Source organism: Bacillus sp. 522_BSPC, from assembly GCF_001076885.1.
Taxonomy (GTDB): domain Bacteria; phylum Bacillota; class Bacilli; order Bacillales; family Cytobacillaceae; genus Niallia; species Niallia hominis.
The window spans coordinates 19,246-42,004 of record NZ_JVDT01000002.1; the positions used below are offsets into that span (position 1 = coordinate 19,246).

Sequence of the window (22,759 nt, forward strand, 5' to 3'; positions counted from 1 at the left end):
TGTCCCTCGTAACGTTACGATGAACCGTATCACAAATAGTGGTAAAGCAGAGAGTGGAAGTAGTGCTTGATAAAGAGTGGTTAGAAAAATTGCAATAAAATTAATGAAATAATTCAAAGTTTAATTTCAAAAGAGGGAATAACAATCAGATACAATCCCTCTTATATATTTCTTCAGAGTTATTCAATATGCTCAGACGACTCTAGTAATGCTTTGCTATAATTTACTCCAGCATTATAAACTTGTTTTGCACTAACAAAGAATATCCAAAACGATAAAAACAATACAGTTATAATGACTGATATAATTTCAAAAATAGGAACAGCAGAAATATTAAGTCCAACACCATAGTTTTTATAGATTGAAAATAATTGTATTGCTATTAATATTGAACATATTGTTAATCCGAAAGTTTTTAAACCAAGTAAATTTCTAGCCTGTCCATAAGAAACATTTTCATTAAAAATTAAAGAATATTTAGCCTTGTCTCTTGTTCTTTGTCTTAGGTAATCAATACAAGAATTAAATTTCTGGATTGCCTCTAAGGGGTCTTCTAGTTCTCTTTCTTTTGTTGGGATATCCACGTTTGTTAGTAACCTTAATTTTTGGTGATAACGATTTTTTGTTTCTTTATTTAATGTTTTATCGTTATTCCTTAAAATTATAGTAGCAGGAAGAGCCCCCCACATTAATAGATAGTTTATCTTGTACTTTTTTTCCTGAAGTTCTTGCAAGTATAGAAAGTGGAATTGATATGCCTAAACCAACAATTAGACTAATAATAGTTCCTTCGAGTGACCGGATTTCAGGGAACCAAAAATACAACCAAATGATAATTGGTGCGACCGTCAATAATGCAGATAGATATCTTGCCTTCCTTTCATAGGTATTAAGTAGAACCTCTAGATTCAATTTCTTTCTCCCCCTTATTATTTGTTATTTTTCAACATTTGGATTAAAGGAAAGGGGAGTTATGGCAGTCCAACCTGTCCTAGTCGGCATATTTTTGTGATGTCTAATTGTTGCACCTCTTCTGATAAAGGCATTCACTACGACTTTTTTTGGATGGTCTTCAGTCAGTTTTGATACCGAAACTAAGGTAGTAGTAGTCTGTTCGGTACCCTCAGATACTTTTTCACCAATAATTATATCAAGAACACTAGGTTGAAAGATAAAAGGGGGAATACGATGAAAAAAATCACTTGGTTACTGACAGTATTACTTACAACCATACTACTAACTAGCTGCAACCAACCTGCTAGTAGTGATGAAGCAAAGAATATTGATCGAGAGGAAACAAATCGATTAATAAGTGAAAAAGACACACAAATTAGTGAACTACAAAAAGAAAAAGAAGATTTACAAAACTCATTAGAAAATATTGAGTTAGATTTAAAATACACAAAGGAAGAAGCGGATTATTACAAACAATTACTTAACGACATAATAATAGATTTTAGAGATGAACAGGAAAATGAACTCTCTAGAGATTTATGGGAATATGAATTGAATGTTAATGGGATAGTAGTTTCGGATAATGGAGTTGTAAACACAAAAAATAATATTATTGAAATATCCATTGTACAAATGCAACCACCCTATCAGATTTTACCTAATAATGTGTTTTTAAATGGTAAAATCAGTGGTGATTATTATGATCATATCTCAGATTTTAGCCAAACTCCAAATGAAACTTATGAAACTTATGAAACTTATGAAACTTATGAAACTTATGGAACTGATGGAACCATTATAACTGGGATGCATTATAAATTTAATAACCTAAATGCTGGTTCAACTATTACATTCACCATTACGGATGAACTGAAAGAAAGGCTAAATTTAATGACTTCTCAAATTATCGTAACTAAGGTTGAATAACTACAAAACGTGATTCAATTAGATGCTATACATCAATTAGGAACTCCGCCTTATTAAAGTAAAACGGGGAGCGTTAGTTGAATAAAAGCAATAACAATTAGGCTGTCATTTTATGGAATCCTAATTTAATAGTAATAAATCAACATTTAACACTAACACAGCGTTGAGAATTGTAGTTTTGGTGGTGTCAGGAGAGCGAGGTGACACCGTCATTTTTAGGGATTGCAAATTCGGTGGTGTCAGGAGAGAAAGATGCCACCGTCATTTTTAGGAATTGCGAATTTGGTGGTGTCAGGAGAGCAAGATGGCACCTTCATTTTAAGGAATTGCGAATTTGATGGTATCAGGAAAGAGAGATGGCACCTTCATTTTAGGAAATAGCAGATTTGATGGTGTCAGGAGAGCGAGATGGCACCTTCATTTTAAGGAATAGCAGATTTGATGGTGCAAGGAGAGCAAGATGGCACCTTCATTTATAGGAATTACAGATTTGAGGGTATCAAACGTTAGGAATGATACCCTCTTTTATAAGAATTATCTTTTTGACGTCAGAATAATGGAACGCACCCTAGAAAAAGGGACAAATTGAAATGAATATCCATACATAGTCCGATATTGTCCCATTCTTTGCCTAAAGTTTACTCACATGCACCAACTCATCCTCTGGATCGATCCATAGATGATGATAATCTGGTAGGCCTAAGGAGTTAATTTCAAGCCCTTTTAGAAATGGTTGATAGCTCAACTTATTCGTTGCGTGATAAAGGAAATGAACGAGAACATTTTCTTTTAACATATCTTCAATTCTCTGTAAGTGAACCATTCTTCCCTCTGAAGTTTCCACCCTTTGAAATACCTCTAGTTCCAAATCTATATTTTTTTGAGTATCCTTATCTAGGAATTTTCTAAAAAAAGAGTTTTCACTTTTGTAAATGGTTAATAAGCTTAATTCAACATCCTGATCAAGTATGACTGATAATAGGAGGATGTCCCCATTTAAAATAGACTCATCCGTATCGTAATTAATAGGATGGAGATTAAGGGACAGACCAATCTTCCTCCCTTGTTTTTGTAACCATTCGGCACTTTCATATCCTTCATTTAGATTAAAATAATATAGATAAATAGTTTCCCCGTTATAACCACTTCTTAGTAAGTACTCCTTTGCTTTAGCAATAGACGATTTATTTATTTTGTAGAGTCTACTTACATCGGGCAAAAAACTAGTGGCAGCTAAACTTCTATTTCCTCCAAGTCCCTTTATCATTTCAACTGGATTCATGATTTCTTGAATAGCTAATTTAAAATATAGGTTGTGCTGATAACCTTCTTTATTTTGATTAAAGGCCAAAAATCTACTACCTAACAACTGATAATCTAATATAACTGGGTTTGAGTCTTTTTCCGTAGCATTCAAGGCAGTAAATTGATTTGGGTATGCATGCCCTCTTTTATTCATCCATATATCAAGTTGGTCAATTAGAGCTCTTTCACGAAAGTATTCTTCAAAGGCTTGGAGACATATAAAATTTTTATTGAATTCCTTTACTAGAAACGGACCTGTTCCAATTGGAATGTGGTTTTGTGAGTGGGATGGATGAATGATAGAACAGTGAAAGGATGATAAAATTCTTGGGAAAAATAAATTTTCCCTCTCTAAATGAAATGCGATGGTAAAATCATCAACAATGACTACCTCCCGGATATCTTTTAATAGTGGATATATGGCAGAGTGACTTCCTTCTATTAAAATTCGTTTCATTGTATATTGTACTTCTTTTGCAGTGACCATTTCCCCATTATGAAATCTAACACTTTTTCTTAAATAAAAAGTCCACTTTCTTCCATTGTGTTTCTTTTTCCAAGCATAAGCTATACATGGATTAGTTTGGTTTAATTCACTATTATATGAAACCAATGTGTTAAATATCTGATTTACCAAATGAGCCTCAGAATAAAAAATGGTTTCTAAAGGATCTAGTGAATGAACTTCTTGAGGAAGTATTATTCTTAGGATGCTCTTAGTTCCAAAATGCGAATGTTCAATACTAGGGCCGAGTTTTTCATAAAGAGACTGAAATAAAAACTTCTGATTTTCTTCAGAGAGGGTAGGGGAGTTTGCGAGGTCAACGATATCCCCTACCCTATTTTCGGCTGACATCTGGAATATGTACTCCTCCACTGTTTCGCTAAATGAGGAGTGGTAAACCAAGGTTGAGAGGTTTCCTCTTCCTCTCCCAGGCTTCCATGTAATTCTTTGTTCTTCACTCAATTTCTTAAGCAAATAGTTTGTGTTTCTAATAGAGCTACAGAAAGTTTCTGCAATTTCACTAATAGAAATGCTAATTTCTTCGTAGGGCTTTACGGCTTTGTGTCTAGCTCTTAACAAAATTAAATACTCCATTAATCTCAAATTGGTCCCTCCCATAAAAGGTGCAAATGTTACTTGTTGTTTTCACTTTTTATCATTTTATTTCAGGTTTAAAGTAAATACAACAGATAATTTCAGAAATATGGAGGCGAGGCCGATGCTTGAATTACTTAAAGATAAAATATATATCCGATATTGGTTGGCGGTAGTTGTTTCTTTTCTAGGTGATGCCATGACGCTAACTGCTGTTGTTTATTTTGTCGGAACCCATACAGACAATCCCCTAATGATTAGTTTCGTTTTTGTTGCTCAATTACTGCCAGTGGTCATCATTGGACCCTTTATTGGGCCTTTAATTGACAAATATTCAAGTCGATGGGTAATGGTATATTCAGATATATATAGATTTTTAATGGTATTCTTAATGGTATTTTTCTACGAGAATATCCCATTATTGTTATTACTAGTATTTTTACAAGGAATTGGAACAGCTTTTTTTGAGCCAGCTCGTATGTCTTCCATTCCAACTATTGTCGGTGACCATCGTATTCCTCAAGGAATTGCACTATTTCAGAGTACGATAGCTGTTATTAAGTTAGGTGGGCCTGTAGTCGCTGGGCTTCTATTAGCCTTTCAATCCCCGAAGAACATATTTTTTATTGATTCATTCACATATCTTATTTCGGGAGTTCTTATCTTTAGCTTATCTATTTTAAAGATAGATTCTAACAAGAACCAGCCTAGCTCAAATTCGTATCTGAAAAATCTGTTTGATGGAATAGTGGAGATGCTTAAGACCCCAATTTTATTCTTTATGATTTTATTTCTAGTCCCTGTCATGATGGCATTTGGAATGTTTATGACAAACTATAAGGCCGTTATGCTCCAAGTGTTTGAAGTATCAAAAATTGAATTTGGTGTGATGGAAGGAATCTTCGCATTTGGTACGGTGATTGGTGCTGTCCTAGGGTCAAAGCTGTTAAATAAAATGGCCCATTATCGTTTATTATATGTATCGATTGGTGTACTAGGTTTTTCTATTATATGTGTATATTTCATCACGGAAATAAGCTTTCTATCGAATTCGCTCCTATATCCATTAATATTGTGGAGTTTAGTGATTGGTCTTACAAATGCTTTAATGATGGTACCTACGAGTACGATCTTTCTTCAACATATTCCTGAGGAAATAAGGGGAAGAGGTACAGCCATTTTCTATTCGATATTTAATCTATTTTTGTTAATGGGTACCCTTATTGGTGGATATTTAGGGGGAATAAATATTGTTGCAACCTTGATTGTCGCAGGTTCCGTTTTAATGATTACTGCCCTTACTTATCCTTTATATAGAAATTCTACCTTGCTCGTAAAAGTAAGAGATACAATTAAACCAAAAGAAGTATCAAATTAAGTAGTCCTCCCTTAGTGAAAGCTAAGGGATTTTTGTTGTGCCCGGCATGGGCGATAACTTGGTGGTGTAAGTCCACTACAGGCTTGGCAGTAGGGAAATCTCTTCTCCTCTAATTATTTCATTTTTTTTGTAAATTTCATAGACTAAAAGAACTGTGTTATTTATCATAGAAGTGTATTAACTATTATTAGTGCAGCTTGATTCACTTTGATTAAATATGAGGCGGAAAACTTAGGGTTTTTCAAATCTCGGCATTGATTTACAAAAAAATACCCTTCAATATACTATGGGTGAAATGAGTGTTGAAAGTAAAGAGAGGCTCTTATTCATAAAGACTATCATATTTGCAGTTTAAGTCTTAATATGACTTTGATCGGACTGTTCTTATGAGAAAAAAATGGCCTAGTTCAAAGTGAGAAATAAAAAGATTACTTTACCCCATTATTAACGCTTGGAATAGAGCTGTAAAAAAGGTGCAAAATTAAAAACAATTTTTCACTTTTATTAGTGTTACAAAATAGTAAAATAAGGTCTATGTTAGGTAATAATGATTTCATTTCACACCACAGGGACTACTTCAGGAAAAAAAGTAGTATTTAACGCTACCGGAGCAAATATTATCTATAGAAACGGGGGAGATTATTATATTTCAAACATTTAACAAAAAAAATATGGTTTGCTCTACTCGTACTTCTTGCATCATTTCTTAGCATTCATGCTATCATTCGTTACTACGTACTCGACCCGGAACAATCTAATGCTATTTTAATTGAAATAGGTTTTGTAATGTATGAATTTAAAAATATTATTTGGAATTCAGCATTGTATATACATATTTTAACAGCTGCCGTACCATTAATAGTAGGGCCTTTCCTTTTTATAAATGAACTGCGCAATAAATACTTAAATACACATCGTGTTGTAGGTAAAATCTATGTCATTTGTATATTCATTAGTGGATTAATAGGGATTTACCTAACTTTATTTGCATTTGGAGGAATATTAGCTAAATTAGGCTTCTTTCTTCTAGACCTAGCATGGATTTATACAACATACAAGGCCTACTCATATATTCGAAATAAAAAACTTAAACTTCATGAAGAATGGATGATAAGAAGCTATGCGGTCACATTTGCTGCATTGACATTCCGTATATGGTCAGCAATCATTGGCTGTACATTTGATAACTTTACACTTGGTTATGTAATTGCCGTCTGGTTGTGTTGGACTGGAAATTTATTAGTGGTAGAAGTTTGGTTGAGAAAATCTAGAAGAATGACAGCCAACATTCAGTCCCCAGTTAATTTAAGGTGAAAATACTAATAGTGAGGATAATAGGATGGAGTTAATAAGAAACTTTGAGCATAATAAGAAATTAAGGGGCAGTTTTAATGAACTGGCTACTAATACCTTTGGTATAAGTTTTGAAGATTGGTACGAAAAAGGATTTTGGACAGAAAAATATTCACCTTTCTCCATCGTACAAAACGAAAAAATAATAGCAAACGTTTCTGCAAATAAGGTAGAGTTAATTATTAATAATGAAAAAAAGCGTGGGATTCAAATAGGTACGGTAATGACTCATCCTGATTTTCGAAAATTAGGACTATCTCGTAAGTTAATGGAAATAGTGCTTGAACATTATGAGAACCAATATGATTTTATGTACTTATTTGCTAATTCTACTGTGCTAGATTTCTATCCTAAGTTTGGTTTTAAGCGAGTACCGGAACATCAGTTTACAATGAATATACCGTCAAGAATAATTCCAGTCAGAAGAGTGACTAAACTGAATGGTACTGATTCTGAAGTGTTAAATAGAATTTTCCAATATAGTAGAGGTAGATTACCAGTATCTTTTATTTTTGGTTCAGAGAATTCACAGGAATTGCTTATGTTTTATTGTCTAAATGTCTTTAGTCAGGACATCTATTACATAGATGATTTAGATTTGTTTACAATTCATATGCACGATGGGGAAACTCTCCATCTTTTTGATGTAATTAGCCAAAAGGAAGTAACTATTTCTGATGTTATAAATAGAATTGCTAACGAAGATACGAAAAATGTAGTTTTTCATTATACTCCAGATTACGGGGATATTGTAATTAGTAAAAAGTTAATTGATACCGAGAACGATGTGCTGTTCATAAAAATAAAAAATAATTTAGATTTACCTGAATATTTCAAGCATCCCATTACAGTACAAGCTTAGTATTTATATATATTACTAGTAAAGAGAGGGATATAAAAATGAAGTATTTATTATATGGTTCATTAGGGTTAGTAGTAATTTTTATTGTTTTATATTTAGTAGGTTATTATTCTTTAGGAATTATTATAAATATAATGGAATGGTCAACAAAATATATTTTACCTTGGGTGGCTCTATATTGGTTTATTCAATTTGTAAAAGGTAAAAAAAGAATAAAATTTTCTATTAAGAAAACCAGCTAGTAGTTTGTAATCATTTTTCAATAAAGAACTTAAATATTATTGGAAGTTTTTGTTTTCTATTAAAACAATTGGTTTTATTTGTAAGAGTTTGGTGGCCTAAGCGTGATAGGTAAGATCGAGAGTTATGCATCCCACTATTCCTATTTTCTAATCATGTGGCTTACGACAACTGTATTGAAGAAGACTAGGAGCATCAATGGAAGGTAAACAAAATTCCTCTTAGTCTATAATAATTTGATGATTGACAATACTCGTTCATTAGAATATAAAGGAAGAAATTACTATTAAAAACACAAATTTGGTAATTCAGATACTAATGGAGGTTGTCTAAATGTTCAAATCCTTTGTTTTTAGACACCTTCCTTTTAATGGGGTGTAATTAACTTGTTTATGAATCTCGTATTACTGTTTATTTTGGAAGTATGTACTATTGTAGCAGTTAGCTATTGGGGCTTTGTTGTTGGTAAAGGAATAGTTTTTAAAATACTACTAGGTATTGGTGCACCCTTATTGATCATGATGATATGGGGGCTATTTGGTTCCCCAGCAGCACAAATACCCTTAACAGGGGGATATCGTATTTTACTTGAAGTAACTATTTTCGGGTGTGCGATTTTGGCACTATTAGCTGTAGGTAAACCGACATTAGCATTTGTCTTTGGGGCATTAGTCATAGTTAACAAAATCCTAATGTATGTATGGAAACAATAAGCCATGTAGTCATCAACAAATAAAGGGGATAGGTGAATGGAGAATGCGTTTCGAATCAAACTAGGTGGAGTTATGTCTATCATTGCAGGTTTCTCTCTTGCTACAGCTCACTCTATTAATCTACTGTTTTCAAATGGGGAAGGTATAGTAATAGGAAAAGCCATTGTATTTATTGCTCATCTTCTCATCGTTTTTGCGTTTTTTGGATTTCATGAATCACAAAGAGATAAAAATGGTATTTTCGGATCAATAGGTATGGTTTTAGGTGTAATTGGCACGATTATCGTAACGGCCATTGTGTTTGTCGAGATGGCTGGCGTTTCAAATGTTAAGATTGATGAAATATTTGCAGTTAGTACAAATCACTTTATTTACTCGTTTGGTCCACTGCTTTTTGTATTGGGGATGATCTTCGTTGGTATTTCAATGGTGAGAGCGAAACTATTTCCATCTGCAGTTGGACTATTACTTATTCTTGGAACGATTGTTTTTGCACTAGGGACGGTAGCAGGAAATTTAGAACCGCTCATCTCCACAACCGGGGCAATTATTACTGGACTCGGGTTTATATGGGGAGGACTCTTTCTTTTTAGGAGGAATTCTATGTGAACGATAAAAATCGAAGCTTAATGATTTTTTCTCCAATATTAGTTGTTGGTTTAGGATTTTTGACAGCAACCATTGCTGTGCGGTTAATCAATGAATGGGCATGGGTACCGCTAGCTATTATTTATTGGAGTACGATGGCATTTATAATCTATCGTCATAAAAGAACTACTTTTACAAGTTGGTTGCAAAAGCCAAAGGGCATAAAGGCTGGATTATTTTAGCCTTTTCCGTCACTCCTTCCTGCCTGCATTCATATTTGGATGGCATACATTAGATTCAGGATTAATCATCTCACTTTGGATACTTACTTTTCTTATTAATCCGCCTCTGGAGGAGGGCTTCTGACGTGGGGAGTGTTTTCCATTGCAAATCGGAGTCCTGTCACCTGGACTGCCGTATTTCTAATGGGTTTAGCATGGGGTACATATTTTTATAAGACAAAAAGTTTACGTTGGGTGATTGTTGCTCACATTTTAAACCTTTGTGTTCCAGTGTTTTTAAATAAATTTACGGGGATGTAGAGACTGTTCATTCATATGTTTTAGCTAGATGCAACCTCTATTGAGCTTACCCACTGCAAGTGAAACTTATTTTTCTTTCATTAAAATTAGGCTCATTTATTGGTAACGTTAATTTCCATTTCATCAGCTACTTGATACGGCCGATAACGCTGGGCGTTCTCATTAGCTACTGAAAAAGATATGCTATTCGAAAGGATTAGTAGTGAAGAAGCACTCATCGCTGATGTCGTTTATCTTGCGCTTCAATTAACACTATTATAGTCAACATTGTTCTTTACATAGCTGAAAATAAAATATGAGGTGGCTTTATGAAAATATTCCATAGCAAGGATTTTGTAATTACAGCACAAGGTATAAGCAGTGTAGAGAGCATTACAATAGGGGGGATAAAACAAAGCATCTTAATACAAGCGGATAATCCTGGTGCACCTGTTTTACTCTTTATTCATGGAGGCCCAAGCATGCCGGTGCCTGGTGTCTCCAATAGGGGACGTGATTATGCTTTAGTAATGACGACAAAGGAATTAGTCAAGCATTTTACAGTTGTTTTCTGGGATCAGCGTGGTACAGGTAAATCGTATGCAAAGCAAATTCAAAAAAATACGATGAACTTAAAGCAATTTATTCAAGATGGGTGTGAGGTTACCGATTATTTAAGGAACCGGTTTAGTCAAGAAAAAATCCACCTCATGGCACATTCGTGGGGGAGTGTGATTGGACTGTCGCTTGCCGCATCTTATCCAGAAAAATATTATTCATATACCGGGTTCTCACAAATTACGAACTGGGTTGAAAATGACAAGTTAAGTTACAAGTGGCTGATGGAAATATCGAAGGTGAAGAATCATCAAAAAGCGATAAAGGATTTGCTTGCCGTTGGGGAGCCACCTTATTTAGATGGATTTAAACAGTGGGCTGCAATTCGTAAATGGCAATTTAAATACAATTCGATGTTCCATGATGCAGGTGATAAAAAGTCAGCGACATTTTTTTCGGGACTTAAAATTATGTTGCAGTCACCGGATTACTCTCTTATCGACGTATACAATTCCCTTATACGCGGCTTTAAACTCTCGTATACGGAAGAATTGCTCAACGATATTAATACCTTCGACTTCTTTACAGAGGTTCCCTCATTACAAATACCTGTCATGTTTATTCATGGAAGTAAAGAAAAGCATGTTATGCCTGAACTAATTAAAAGATACTATGAGAATCTAGATGCTCCAGAAGGAAAAAGGTTATTATGGTCGGATAAATCTTCCCATGCCTTTCATTTGGATGATGCAAGGGAAAATGAGCAGAGGTTAATCCAATACCTGCTTTAATTTAAAAGGTTCTAACTATTTATTAGAGAAGCAAACCACTACAAAAGGTGAGGAGGAGAGAGAAGAGAATGGAATTTAAAGAGTTTCCGATTATTAACACGGATCGTTTTTTACTTCGACAAATGTCATTAGCTGATGCTCCAGGTGTCCTAGAGGTACTATCGGATAAAGATGTTACAAAAGATATGGGGATTCGCCCTTTAACAAGTGTAGAGGAAGCAGAAGGTGTAATTTCATTTATGAACAAACTATTTGATTTAAATCAAGCACTTAGGTGGGGGATTATTAAAAAAGATACGAATACTCTTATAGGAACGTGCGGATTCAATGGTTGGGAGGTCCAACGCGGGTCTAGGGGTGAGGTTGCTTATGATTTAGGAAAGCAATATTGGCGAAAAGGATACATGACTGAAATATTAACTCATGTCATCGGTTTTGGCTTTCATGAAATGAATTTGCATCGCATCGAGGCATTTACCAACATAGATGCAACACCGTCAAAAGAAATTTTACGTAAGTTTGGTTTTTATCAGGAAGGGGTTTTACGTGGCTACTCCTTGATTAATGGGGAGTATGCAGATCAATATTGTTATTCTCTTTTAAAAACCGAGTGGGATTTTCAGATGTACAAAAGAATTAGAGCTAATGATCGGATATAAGCACCGTCCACTTAAATACCATCAATCAAGGATATTCTATTTACATGTTAGACACATTACACCTGAAGAATAGGGAAGGATATAGTATTTGAATTAAAATTTTTCTTTAAATTTAGAAGGGCAGGATGGATTAGTTAACTCTGAAAAACTATATTGAAGAACACCATAAATAAGTAATGATAAGCGGGAGAGAATTATGAGTAACAACCAATTAATACACTTTGAAAAAATATATAATTTTCGTGACATCGGAGGGGTAAAAACAGAGCAAGGATCTACCTTAAGACAAGGTGTACTCTATCGCTCTGGTAAATTATCTAACATGACTCCATGTGATCTGGAAAGAATGAAGAAATATAAGATTAAAACAATCTTAGACCTTCGATCAGAAAAAGAATACAACAAGAATATGCCCTTATTACTGACTGCAGAAGAGATTAATTCTGTGAACATTCCTCTACTTCCCATAGAGACTCAAGATGCTAATTTCCGAAAGTTTCTTAGCTTTTTGTTTCGAAAGACAGGAGCAGACGATTTTAAAAACTTTACTAGGGAGTATTATCATAGTATTGCATTCTATCAAACTCCACAAATAAAAAAGGTATTTACCTTAATCTCTGATGATAAAAATTGGCCGGTGCTCATCCATTGTTCAGCTGGAAAGGATCGAACAGGGATTATTGCATCAATCATTCAGTCCTTAGTTGGGGTTCCATATCAAAGGGTATTGGAAGAATATCTCTTAACCAACGATTACTTCAAACATCGATTAGATAAATTTATAAAAGTTATGAGATGGATGACACTTTTCCAAGTGTCCTCAGAGCGTATAGAATTCATATTAAAGGCGCATCCCGAAGTGCTCGAGCAACTATATGCCAATATTAACGAGCGATATGGAACCGTTGAAACCTATCTTATGGAGGCTTGCCAACTAGAGGTAGAGATTTTGGATAGACTGAAGCAGAATCTAGTCCTTAAAAGTATAGAATAGAAATGAGTGATAACTGATGAATTCAAGAAATATTTTGAAACGATTGTAAAAAAAACGGCAAACTCTTCTGTTTTTTTTTGCCTAGTAGGGAACTCACTTAAATCATCATTCACTTTTAGATGCTTCAGTAATATCTGTCTTTATAACTGTTCTTACTGCGCAGTACAACGATACTGCGCAGTGAAAATCTGTAAAAAATGTACTTAAAGGTTATTTAGGGTAGATTGTCTCTATAAACAAAAGGTGTTATGTTTTTTTACACTACAAATGCTGAATTAAGCATGTACAAAAACGCTCGTTTAAAGATGTACATTTTTGATTTTCCCTGTATATTACAACTTTACATGGAGTGGCGGGTATGATAGCCTTGGTTGGCTTGCCAGCCCTTGTTACTGCTGGCTTTTTAGCGGCATAATCATGCCCGCAGAGGCTCCGTGTCAAGTTGTAATTATGCACTCACTTGTATAGAGAGCCGTATAACGGTCAAAAGTGTACATGCTTATATAAGCAAAAATGTACATTTTGATACAGACATTTACATTTACACAATTGATTTCTAAATTTTGTTGGAATTTTTTATGTAATTTCCTCAAGTATAGACAGAAAGTCGCTAATAACCCCAACATCCATATAACCATGATGGAAGTCAGATAATCCAAACAAATTCAATGTTTTTGCCTCTAGTTATCTGGTTATTGTTAGTAATTTCTAATTGGGAGTAATCTACAAGTTTTGCTATATGTATATGATCTCTTTCTGTGACTGTATTTGCTTTCGGTTTTAACATAAGTACTTCAGGTTGGTGTGGTATTTGAGAAAAACAAGAATCTACAGAATTATTATAAAAGGCTTCGAAATTTCCCTTTATTTCCGTACAAAATAGCTATCAAATAGTCCCCCTCAGTAAAATACCCTTAGTATCAATATATCCATAAAGTTAATTTAAATATTAAAGAAATAAATTTTTATATGAAGAATTAGCAGGTGAGCATCTATCTTTGTTTAATAGAAACGTTGTAAAGTAAAAAGGAGGTGAGAGCATTGCCAAAGTATTATCCAAATTTTAAAACCGGAGAAGTAGTGGAAGCAAAAAAATTATGGGGAAAGAATAAAATTGATTTGTATAAGGAAGGGTATCTAGTTAATTTCTTTAAATCTAATCAATATAATGGTCAAGAGTATTTCATATTAAGAAAAAAAGTGGGGGATTATTATCAATTTGAAAAGGTTAGCAGATATGGTACCACAAATAAATTACCTTTATTTCTAATTAAAGGTTGGACAATTGTTAAGGCTCCTGAAGGAGTTGAACTTAGAAGAGATTAAACTACCAACATGCATGTATTTTTAAGCCATCTAACAGGTCTTCACAACACAATAAAAAGCATACATATAAAACACAATATACACTCCTAAACCCTGTGTAATGAGGAAAGGGGAGTGATGTAATATGGCTACATCTAAAGAATTTAAAAACAAAGTTACACCACCAAATTGGAGTAATATTGATGGAGAAAACAATCAAGAAATAACAGTTTCTACTGAGGAACTAAATAAAAAAGTTGAAGAATATGAAAAAAAGGATTTAAAACAAGTCTCAATAAAAGACACAGAAAATCTCCCTATCTGGAAGAGTGTCTTATACGACGAAGACGGAAATGAATATATTGGACCGAAAGGATTTAAGGTAGAATACATAGATAATGAAGTTCGACTTGTTGGCCCATTTTTAAGGAAATCAGATAAAGGCTTTAGTTATATACATCGAGGTTTTTTGTCGGAATACCTCATAAAAAATGTTCCTGTCATCAATTCAACGGGAAAGTTATATTTTTTTGATAATGGGGTGTATAGACCAGCGAATGAGAATGAGGATAAGGGGATAGTAAAAGAGTTATTAACACCTGAATATGCTAAGTCCCAGGTTATAAATGATGTTGTTCAATTGTGGAAGATAGATAGTCGAATTAATAAGTTTCCGCACGAAATAAATAAGTATCCCTTTAAGTTAAATCTTCTAAATGGAACATTTGATTTACAAACTTGGGAGTTTACTAAAGGTCACTCAATAGATAACTATTCTACAATTCAAATACAAGCAAACTATGATCCGAACGCTAATGGAGAAAACTTCAATAAGTTTATTAATAGTGCAGTACCGGATAAAGAACTTCAAATGCTGCTGCAGGAAATGGTAGGGTATTGTTTAACTCCATTAACAGATTCCAAAAAGATGATTTTCATATTTGATGGACCGGGAGATGCAGGGAAAAGTACTTTTATCACAGCAACTCTAGAGAATCTCTTAACCGATAATGCTAAATCACACATTCCATTACAAGACTTGTCTGATAATGAGTACAAACAAGCAGAATTGTTTGGGAAGGTTGTCAATATATTTGCTGATCTACCCGCTAAAGGAATTAAAGATAATGGCTATTTAAAAGCGGCTACCGGGAATGATAGGATATCTGCACGAAGACCATATGGACAAGTATTTGAGTTTTATAATAAAGCAAAGTTTGTTTTCTCCACAAATGGTCTACCGGATAATTACAGTAAAGATACTAGTGATGCTTTTTACAACAGGTTAAGTATTATCCCTTTTAAGCATGTACCTGCAAAAAAAGACCCTCACCTGAAGGAAAAATTATACAAAGAGAAGGACGCTATCCTGCTTTGGATTCTAGACGGACTAAGAAGATTGATACATGAAAATAATTTTAAGTTTACAGAAAGTAGGGAATCTAGTGAACTAGTCCAAAGATACAGAGAAGAGAATAATGCTGTAATGAAATTCATGAATGAACATTGCGAATTTAATCCAGATGCTGAGACAGCGCGTATTAATCTGTTTACAGCATGGCAAAATTTCTGTGAACAAAATGGACACATTGCGGGAAGTCAAACAAAGTTTAATAAAAAAATTGAAAGTATATATGGTAATCTGGTTAAACGTAGCCAAATGAATAACAGTAGAAGGACTAAGTCTTGGAAGGGTTTAAAACTACTTGATTTTGATGAAATTTAAATTGCAGACGGGTATTAAACCCGTCTTTAATTTTGTAAAAATAGAACCCAAGTTGAACCAATCTTGAGCCAATAATGAACCAAGTGTTTGCAAGCGAGAAAAGGGTTGAGCCAAATGAACCAGTTTAATTATTAAAACAGTAGTATATGTGAGGTGTATACAAATAATCTCTTGTAGTTTTGTAATGCTTTTCAAAATGGTCATTTAGGTAAATAGTAGTTCAAACGGCTCAAGTATTGATACTAATAGAATCGCAAGGCTTAAAACTAGTTCAACAAAACATCCAAAAGTGGTTCAATGCTTCTTGTGATTCCTTCCAAAATAAAGGTAAGAACAAGTGTTTGTTTAAGTGTATAAGTAGAAAGATTACACTAAAGATACTTGGAGGGATTCTCTTGAAAAACAAGGATATACTTCGTAAGAAGGCTGATTATGAACTAATAACGTTTAACCATTTTCAGTACAATTTCTTCATTGCAAGATTTAAGAAATGCTTTTTATTGCCAGATGAAACTGAACCATTCTTCTATTTCATATATGTACTTAAAGAGGATTACAGAGTGGCAGGCAAAAAAAGGGAAAGACAAAAATTGAAAAGTATAATGTAATGTGTTTTAACCAAGATTTTAAAGATTTTAACCAAATGATTTTGCTGCTTTGTCCGATTTTGGAAGAGTATATACTAGAGCCAGATGTTCGATACAAATTAATCAAGTTAGCGCGAAAGTTACATCCATGTCAGTAGGGACTAGTCCCTGCTGTTTTTTTATTTTTAAACAAGGGTTGTTATAAGTTATGTCTAATAGAAAGGTATATGAAAATTCCGTTAAGGTCTGGTCAGTTTTTAACAATCAATTTAAAAATGAAAGGGGAGGATTTTGATGAATCAAAAAGTAGAAATTAGAAGAAATATAGTTGTTGAGAAGTTAGTGGAGTTAAACTTATTTCATGCAAGATACGGTTTGAAAGTAAAGGGTTACATATATAACGATAGGGATGAGGAGTTGGAAGGAGTACTTATAGAGGAGCGAAGAAGCCTAGGCGAAGAGCCGAATGTTTATCTCCTATCAGATATAGAATATACAAACATTTTGAATGGTTTCTATAATTATGATTTAAAAGAGGCGAAGAGGTTACTGTTACAAGATTGTACATTTTCACTTGCTAGAAACGATAAAACAGGTTTTTATCAGTTTACTTTTATTCGATCTATTAATGATATTTTTGTTTTTATGTGTTCGAAAGAAGAAAGAGATTATTTATTCAATTTTTTGATAGGTTAGTTTATAGTTGGCCCTGATATTATCTTTAAGACGCGCTATAATGTATGTAATTAGTAATTGGGGGTGACCTAAAATTGAAAGAGATTAATTCGAGAATAAGATATTTGGCATTTCTTATATTCTGGACGCTGCTAATTGGTGGAATTAGTTCTGTCATGTTGTATCCTATTAATCATTTCACATTAAAAATTGATATAGTTTTCTATTATTCCTTATTCATATTAGCATTTGTAAGCAGTGGAATATTTTATCACATATTTTATTCTGTAATTATTTTTGGAAGTGCCGAAAATCCTAGTGAGAAAAAGGAAAGATTTTGGGATACATTATCGATTGTTATATTTAGTATAATTGTATTAATCTTTGGCATAATCGTTTATTTATTATCAGGTATTCTGGCTTATGGTATTGTGACATTCTTTGTTTGTCTTAGTGGAGTATATACTTGGTGTTTGCCAATGCTTGACATAAAAAAATTGCTAAAAGAAAGAGAACAGAAATATAATAAAGTGTTTATTGATGAAAATGGTCATAAGCGTATGTGGTTTAAAGTTTAAAAAAGTATGTCTCCTAACAGTATTGTTGGAAGTAGACATACTTTTTTATTTATAATATGTCCCTTATTGCTTTGCTAATGGTGAAAAAAAAATTCAACCGAAAAAAATGCTACAGAGTAAAAATGAGCGATATTGATAAGGAAAAAAATGAAAAAAATAGGTCGTGCAAGAAATCGCTTAACATTTAATCATTTTGCAGATAAAAAAAATCAACTGACCGATTTTGGGGGAAATGAAGAAATAACAACAAATAATTAATTGAACGAGACGAAAAAAATAAATAACTAAAGTAGGGGTCCTACCAACAAAACGCGGAAAACATACGCTAAGCAAATTTCGACATGAAAAAAGCCGATTTTTCCTACGCTAAGGAATCATCGGCTTGATATTAAAAGATAGTTATCCTGCACAACAAGATAGTTTGGATACATCTTTGTCAAACGTTAGAGCAGCCAGCTTCAGTCCTTCTGCCATTGTCAAATATGGTGCAAGGGTTTCGCGAAGATCCTCTACGGTTAAACCGAATTTGACAGCTAATGTCGCTGCATAAATCACGTCTCCTGCGTTTTCTGCAACCACATGAGCCCCTAATATTTTTAACGTTTTCGCGTCCGCGACCAGTTTAAACACACCTGTTGTTTCCCGATTAACCAGTGCTCTTGGAACGGCATCTAACGGCAAAACGGATGTTTTCACTTCATATCCTTTCTCTTTCGCCTGTTGCTCCGTTAAACCAACCGTTGCAATTGCTGGAGCTGTAAATGTAACCCCCGGAACCACTTCTAAATTCAGCTTTTTGTTCAGTCCACCGATAGCATTTCCTGCCGCAACTCCACCTTGATAAGCTGCTACATATACAAATTGAGGACCAAGCGTGACATCTCCTGCTGCATAGATGCGTGAATTCGTTGTTTTTGAATACTCATCGATTACGATTTCACCACGGGGGCCTACTTCAACGCCTGCATCCTGTAAATTCAAGGTTGCCGTGTTTGGTGTTCTTCCTGTGGCAACCAGTAATTGATCTGCCTCAATGATTCGCTTCTTGCCATTTACCTCAACATGGACCTTTTTAATGTCTCCATCTTGTTCGATTCGTTCAAAAGATGCTCCCGTCACTAAGTTGACCCCTTGTTCTGTCAAGGCTTGCGTGATTGCTTCTGAAACCTCAGGATCGTATTCCTTTAACAAACGCGGGCTTCTTTGCATCAATGTGACTTCTGAGCCTAGATTATGGAAGAGTTGTCCCAATTCCATCCCGATATAGCCAGAACCGATGACCGTAAGACGCTTAGGAACCTTCTTTAATTCAAGCAGAGTTGTGCTTGTTAAATAATCGACTTCATCCAGTCCAGGAATGTTTGGCACTGCTGGTGAAGCACCTGTCGCGATTAAGAATCGTTTGGCTGACAACTGAATGCTATTGACTTCAACGGTTTTTTCATCTACGAATTTCGCTTCGCCTTTGATTAATTCAAAGCCGTAGTCATCAATCAAATCCACATATTTTGAGTTTCGAAGATCCGTCACCAGTTCATTTTTCTGCTTGATCAATGGTGCCAAATCAACGTCACCAGCTGACGTGTGCAATCCGATGAATGGATTATTTTTTGCCAGATGATTGATTTCGCCAGCCCGAAGCAAAGTCTTTGAAGGAACACAGCCGATGTTCACGCATGTTCCACCAACCGTACCACGTTCAATGATTGCCACTTTTGCTCCGTATTTCACGGCTTCGATGGCAGATGAAAAGGCAGCCCCACCAGAACCGATGATGATGTAGTCATAATCACCTTCATCACCTAACTGCATCATTTCTTGCGATTGTACTTCTTCTGCTTCGCCTGGTTGATATTTCGCTTCAGCAATCGCTTTTTTCGCTGTTTCAACCTCTAAGCCATTTGGTAGCTCAAATACAGCTTCGCCACGGCGAAAATCTACTTCAATCCCTCTTGCACCCATGTTTTCAAGAGCAACAGCTACATGCTCTTCACAACCCGTACAAGTCATTCCTTGAACGTTCACTCGATATTTTTTCATGTTAACTCCCTCCTTTTATTCGACTCCAAGCCCGAAATCCGAAACTGCCGTCTTAATTGCCTGTAAATCCGTTTTCTTATCATTAAAGGAAACCGTTACTTCGCCCTTGCTTCCACTGACTTTAATGGCTGTTTTGCTAACGCCATCTATCTCTTCCAGGACGCTTTCTACAACAGACGGCGGACAACAATCCATCCCCAAAACCGTGAATGTCCCTGTTTTAGTTGTTTCAATGGTAGCTTTTACTTCCTTCTTAGCATCTATAGTATTTTGTGCTTCTTTTTCGTTGCTACACGCACTAACCACTAACAGAAGGGATAATAGCATCATAATCCTAATTATTTTTACGCTCATATAAAGCACCTCATTTTTTATAGTCCACCTTCAACTAGAAATAAAAAAAGAAACATGCAGAAAACGAAAAACGTCGTGATCCATAAGCCGATGATAGAACTCTTCCTTTTGCCTTTTCTCCCGTAAACCATGTAAAAGGAGTATGCAAGAAGGATGATGGTAACGATGCTGAACAATAACCGATACTTCAATGAGTAGAAGGCGATTGCTCCTGCAAATCCAGTTAATCCAAGAGGAATAAAAATCAGTGGACCCAAGCAGCATGCAGCCATACCAAAAGCTGAAAATATAGTGGCTAACTGTGACACTTTTTCCTTCATGATTTAAACCTCTTCATACTGCAACAATCATGCGTTGTTGTTTCTTTCGTTGTTTCATTTTTAATTTCTGGGTTCAGTTTTCTCCATCCTTTGAAAAGGGTGAAAACAAATAACAGACCCATCACGATGAAAATAACATCTTTAAATTCCGTGAAGTATGAGCCCAGTGCCGTTCCCGCAAACAACGGAAGCAGTAAAAACAAATGGCACGGACATGTGATTAGTGCGACAAGAAACCAACCTGAACTTTTTATTGTGTTTTTCATCCTGTTTCACCTCTTATTTCTTCATCAGTGTTTCAATAATGGGACATTCGTAAATATCTTTGTTTTCGGGACATCTTTCTTTAAGATCCATCAGCATTTGTTCAATTCTTTTGAGATCTTCAATTTTACGCTGGATGTCCTCTATCTTAAGAACGGTGAAATCATACATATCACGGCACTTTGCTTCATCGCGATCAACGACTCCTAGCAACTTATCAATTTCATTTAGCGTAAAGCCTAGTTCCTGCATCCTCTTTATGAAATTCAATCGATCGACCGTTTGTTGTGAATACATTCGGTATCCCTTTTCGGTACGATTAGGCTCTGGAATTAACCCTAAACGTTCATAATATCGAATGGTCTCTTTATTAACGCCGCACTTTTCAGCCAGTTCTCCAATACGAAATTGCATTTATCTCACCTCATATAAAGTATAAACCCTGTACCATAGTACATAGTCAATATATATATTACTCCCTTCAATTAAATGATTCCAATGCCGAAAACGACCGTTTTTGGTTAAAAACAGAGAACTTCTCTAAAACCTCAAAAACTACTTAAAATGCATAACCAAAAATATGACCAAAATCTAAATACCAATATATCTATTACAAACCCCTTTTTGGTATAGTTAGGACATTAAAAAAGGGGGAATTCTTGTTGAAATTTGGATATGCACGTGTCAGTACACAAGATCAGTCATTATCGTTACAACTCGATGCATTGACTCACTACGGAGTGGACCAGACTTTTGAAGAAAAGGAGTCAGGCAAGAGAAAAAACCGTCCGCAGCTTGACGAGCTTCTTAAAGTTTTGCGTAAAGGCGACACGGTAGTTGTCTATAAATTAGACCGTATCAGTCGTAGTACCAAACATTTAATTGAGCTTATGGAACATTTTGAATCAAAGGGTATTCATTTTGTCTCCATACAAGACAAGATTGACACGACAACTGCTATGGGACGATTCTTTTTTAGAATGTTGGCCAGCATAGCAGAATTAGAACGAGATATTATTAGTGAACGAACGAAAGATGGATTGACGGCTGCTAGAGCTAGAGGAAGAAACGGAGGCAGACCGAAGGTTGATTTAAAGAAAATAGAACTTGCTATAAAAATGTACGAAAGCAAAGATTACTCTTTATCTCAAATTAAGACGGCAACAGGGATTGGAGCGACAACCTTATATCGTTATCTAGAAAAGAAAAAGATATCTAGCAAGGAGTTGTAGCATGAGAGGGAAAGAATTACTAACAGAAGATCAAAGAACGGAATTTGTACGAATTCCAGCTGATATGAGCGAAAGTGAACTAGAAACTTATTATACTTTTTCACAATATGACCTTGAAATTATTAAACGACACAGAAGAGATCATAATCGTTTAGGCTTTGCTGTTCAATTATGTGTTCTACGCTACCCAGGATGGTCCCTTTCAGATGTTGGACCTATACCAGATTACATAATCCAATACATAGCTGGACAAATAAATGTTAATCCTAATTCATTTTCTTTATATGCCCAACGAGAGCCAACTAAACATGAGCATATGGAAGAAATCCGTCAAGTTTATGGTTATCAAAATTTTTCCCTAGGGAACTACCGCAAGGTAGCTCAGTTTCTGTTGAATCATGCCCTTCAAAATGGAAATTCAATGTATCTTCTTCGTACAGCACAAGAAGAACTACGGAATCAGAAAATTATTCTCCCTGGTATGACTACTATAGAAAGACTTGTTTGGGAAACTCGTCAACGAGCAGAGGAAAGAATTTTTAAATCATTAACTTGTACTCTATCTAAATGGCAAAAACAAAAGTTAGATAAACTTATAGATCCATTTGTAGACAATAGAAAAACCCCCTTAGCATGGCTTAGAGAACTTCCCGGACACTCTTCACCTGAAGCCTTTTTAAAAGTAATAAAGCGCTTAGAATATATTCGAGATTTAAAATTAGAAATAAATTCAGAA

The 22,759-nt window shown here is 34.8% G+C and carries 27 protein-coding genes; 19 read left to right on the forward strand and 8 right to left on the reverse strand.

Translation table 11 applies throughout. The annotated features are described in order from the left end of the window. Positions 1–179: 179 nt before the first annotated feature. Both ADJ83_RS00135 and ADJ83_RS25415 read right to left on the reverse strand, forming a co-directional pair. A complete protein-coding gene (locus tag ADJ83_RS00135; protein WP_031537007.1) occupies positions 180–584 on the reverse strand; it encodes a ComEC/Rec2 family competence protein in 405 nt (134 codons plus the stop codon). 64 nt (positions 585–648) lie between these two features. Then, a complete protein-coding gene (locus tag ADJ83_RS25415) occupies positions 649–912 on the reverse strand; it encodes a hypothetical protein (RefSeq protein WP_031537006.1) in 264 nt (87 codons plus the stop codon). Positions 913–1,188: 276 nt separating this feature from the next. Between ADJ83_RS25415 and ADJ83_RS00145 the strand changes: the two genes are divergently transcribed. Further along, entirely contained in the window at positions 1,189–1,881 is a 693-nt protein-coding gene (locus ADJ83_RS00145) for a hypothetical protein (protein WP_031537005.1), read from the forward strand. 631 nt (positions 1,882–2,512) lie between these two features. On the opposite strand, the gene ADJ83_RS00150 is transcribed toward ADJ83_RS00145, so the two are convergent. After that, positions 2,513–4,285 (reverse strand): ABC transporter substrate-binding protein, encoded by a 1,773-nt coding sequence (locus tag ADJ83_RS00150; protein WP_226793725.1) that lies wholly within the window; start codon positions 4,283–4,285, stop codon positions 2,513–2,515. A gap of 10 nt (positions 4,286–4,295) precedes the next feature. On the opposite strand from ADJ83_RS00150, the gene ADJ83_RS00155 reads away from it, so the two are divergent. The 16 genes from ADJ83_RS00155 to ADJ83_RS00225 all read left to right on the forward strand — a co-directional run bounded on the left by ADJ83_RS00155 (position 4,296) and on the right by ADJ83_RS00225 (position 17,813). After that, entirely contained in the window at positions 4,296–5,663 is a 1,368-nt protein-coding gene (locus ADJ83_RS00155; protein ID WP_341195285.1) for an MFS transporter, read from the forward strand. A 786-nt stretch (positions 5,664–6,449) separates the two neighbouring features. Next, on the forward strand, positions 6,450–6,977 hold the full coding sequence (locus ADJ83_RS00160; RefSeq protein ID WP_047944578.1) for a DUF2306 domain-containing protein: 528 nt from the start codon (positions 6,450–6,452) through the stop codon (positions 6,975–6,977). 25 nt (positions 6,978–7,002) lie between these two features. Then, positions 7,003–7,878: a GNAT family N-acetyltransferase gene (locus ADJ83_RS00165; RefSeq protein ID WP_031537001.1), complete on the forward strand. Its 876-nt coding sequence runs from the start codon at positions 7,003–7,005 to the stop codon at positions 7,876–7,878. 38 nt (positions 7,879–7,916) lie between these two features. Then, a complete protein-coding gene (locus ADJ83_RS00170; RefSeq protein ID WP_031537000.1) occupies positions 7,917–8,120 on the forward strand; it encodes a hypothetical protein in 204 nt (67 codons plus the stop codon). 390 nt (positions 8,121–8,510) lie between these two features. After that, complete coding sequence (locus ADJ83_RS00175; protein ID WP_031536999.1) at positions 8,511–8,831, forward strand: YrdB family protein; 321 nt, start codon at positions 8,511–8,513, stop codon at positions 8,829–8,831. A 36-nt stretch (positions 8,832–8,867) separates the two neighbouring features. Then, positions 8,868–9,440 carry a hypothetical protein gene (locus ADJ83_RS00180; RefSeq protein WP_031536998.1) on the forward strand — a complete coding sequence of 191 codons (573 nt, stop codon included), beginning with the start codon at positions 8,868–8,870 and terminating at the stop codon, positions 9,438–9,440. After that, positions 9,437–9,661 carry a hypothetical protein gene (locus ADJ83_RS00185; protein ID WP_031536997.1) on the forward strand — a complete coding sequence of 75 codons (225 nt, stop codon included), beginning with the start codon at positions 9,437–9,439 and terminating at the stop codon, positions 9,659–9,661. The genes ADJ83_RS00180 and ADJ83_RS00185 overlap by 4 nt, the downstream gene beginning before the upstream one ends. Positions 9,662–9,793: 132 nt before the next feature. Continuing rightward, a complete protein-coding gene (locus ADJ83_RS26750; RefSeq protein ID WP_160314233.1) occupies positions 9,794–9,961 on the forward strand; it encodes a type II CAAX prenyl endopeptidase Rce1 family protein in 168 nt (55 codons plus the stop codon). A 308-nt stretch (positions 9,962–10,269) separates the two neighbouring features. Further along, entirely contained in the window at positions 10,270–11,289 is a 1,020-nt protein-coding gene (locus tag ADJ83_RS00190) for an alpha/beta fold hydrolase (protein WP_031536996.1), read from the forward strand. A 68-nt stretch (positions 11,290–11,357) separates the two neighbouring features. Then, positions 11,358–11,948: a GNAT family N-acetyltransferase gene (locus ADJ83_RS00195; RefSeq protein ID WP_047944577.1), complete on the forward strand. Its 591-nt coding sequence runs from the start codon at positions 11,358–11,360 to the stop codon at positions 11,946–11,948. Positions 11,949–12,144: 196 nt separating this feature from the next. Continuing rightward, on the forward strand, positions 12,145–12,942 hold the full coding sequence (locus tag ADJ83_RS00200) for a tyrosine-protein phosphatase (protein ID WP_031536994.1): 798 nt from the start codon (positions 12,145–12,147) through the stop codon (positions 12,940–12,942). Between the two features lie 1,041 nt (positions 12,943–13,983). Further along, complete coding sequence (locus ADJ83_RS00205) at positions 13,984–14,268, forward strand: hypothetical protein (RefSeq protein ID WP_026675551.1); 285 nt, start codon at positions 13,984–13,986, stop codon at positions 14,266–14,268. 124 nt (positions 14,269–14,392) lie between these two features. Further along, positions 14,393–15,973, forward strand: a complete 1,581-nt coding sequence (locus ADJ83_RS00210; RefSeq protein WP_048716341.1) for a DNA primase family protein — start codon at positions 14,393–14,395, stop codon at positions 15,971–15,973. A gap of 395 nt (positions 15,974–16,368) precedes the next feature. After that, on the forward strand, positions 16,369–16,581 hold the full coding sequence (locus ADJ83_RS00215) for a hypothetical protein (RefSeq protein WP_031536992.1): 213 nt from the start codon (positions 16,369–16,371) through the stop codon (positions 16,579–16,581). A gap of 273 nt (positions 16,582–16,854) precedes the next feature. Continuing rightward, a complete protein-coding gene (locus ADJ83_RS00220; protein ID WP_031536991.1) occupies positions 16,855–17,256 on the forward strand; it encodes a hypothetical protein in 402 nt (133 codons plus the stop codon). Between the two features lie 74 nt (positions 17,257–17,330). Beyond that, entirely contained in the window at positions 17,331–17,813 is a 483-nt protein-coding gene (locus ADJ83_RS00225) for a hypothetical protein (protein ID WP_031536990.1), read from the forward strand. A gap of 399 nt (positions 17,814–18,212) precedes the next feature. On the opposite strand, the gene merA is transcribed toward ADJ83_RS00225, so the two are convergent. From merA to merR1, 5 genes are read right to left on the reverse strand one after another with little or no spacing between them, the layout of a single operon-like run. Continuing rightward, on the reverse strand, positions 18,213–19,853 hold the full coding sequence (gene merA, locus ADJ83_RS00230) for a mercury(II) reductase (protein ID WP_031536989.1): 1,641 nt from the start codon (positions 19,851–19,853) through the stop codon (positions 18,213–18,215). 15 nt (positions 19,854–19,868) lie between these two features. Continuing rightward, entirely contained in the window at positions 19,869–20,207 is a 339-nt protein-coding gene (merP, locus tag ADJ83_RS00235; protein WP_031536988.1) for a mercury resistance system substrate-binding protein MerP, read from the reverse strand. 17 nt (positions 20,208–20,224) lie between these two features. Next, positions 20,225–20,527 carry a mercuric transport protein MerT gene (merT, locus tag ADJ83_RS00240; RefSeq protein WP_031536987.1) on the reverse strand — a complete coding sequence of 101 codons (303 nt, stop codon included), beginning with the start codon at positions 20,525–20,527 and terminating at the stop codon, positions 20,225–20,227. Further along, a complete protein-coding gene (locus tag ADJ83_RS00245; RefSeq protein ID WP_035416349.1) occupies positions 20,524–20,793 on the reverse strand; it encodes a hypothetical protein in 270 nt (89 codons plus the stop codon). The genes merT and ADJ83_RS00245 overlap by 4 nt, the downstream gene beginning before the upstream one ends. Positions 20,794–20,806: 13 nt before the next feature. Then, positions 20,807–21,205: a mercury resistance transcriptional regulator MerR1 gene (merR1, locus tag ADJ83_RS00250; protein ID WP_031536985.1), complete on the reverse strand. Its 399-nt coding sequence runs from the start codon at positions 21,203–21,205 to the stop codon at positions 20,807–20,809. Between the two features lie 248 nt (positions 21,206–21,453). Between merR1 and ADJ83_RS00255 the strand changes: the two genes are divergently transcribed. Next, positions 21,454–22,023 carry a recombinase family protein gene (locus ADJ83_RS00255; RefSeq protein WP_031536984.1) on the forward strand — a complete coding sequence of 190 codons (570 nt, stop codon included), beginning with the start codon at positions 21,454–21,456 and terminating at the stop codon, positions 22,021–22,023. Position 22,024: 1 nt separating this feature from the next. Further along, positions 22,025–22,759: DUF4158 domain-containing protein (locus ADJ83_RS00260; protein ID WP_048716353.1), on the forward strand; the 735-nt coding region annotated here is incomplete at its 3' end.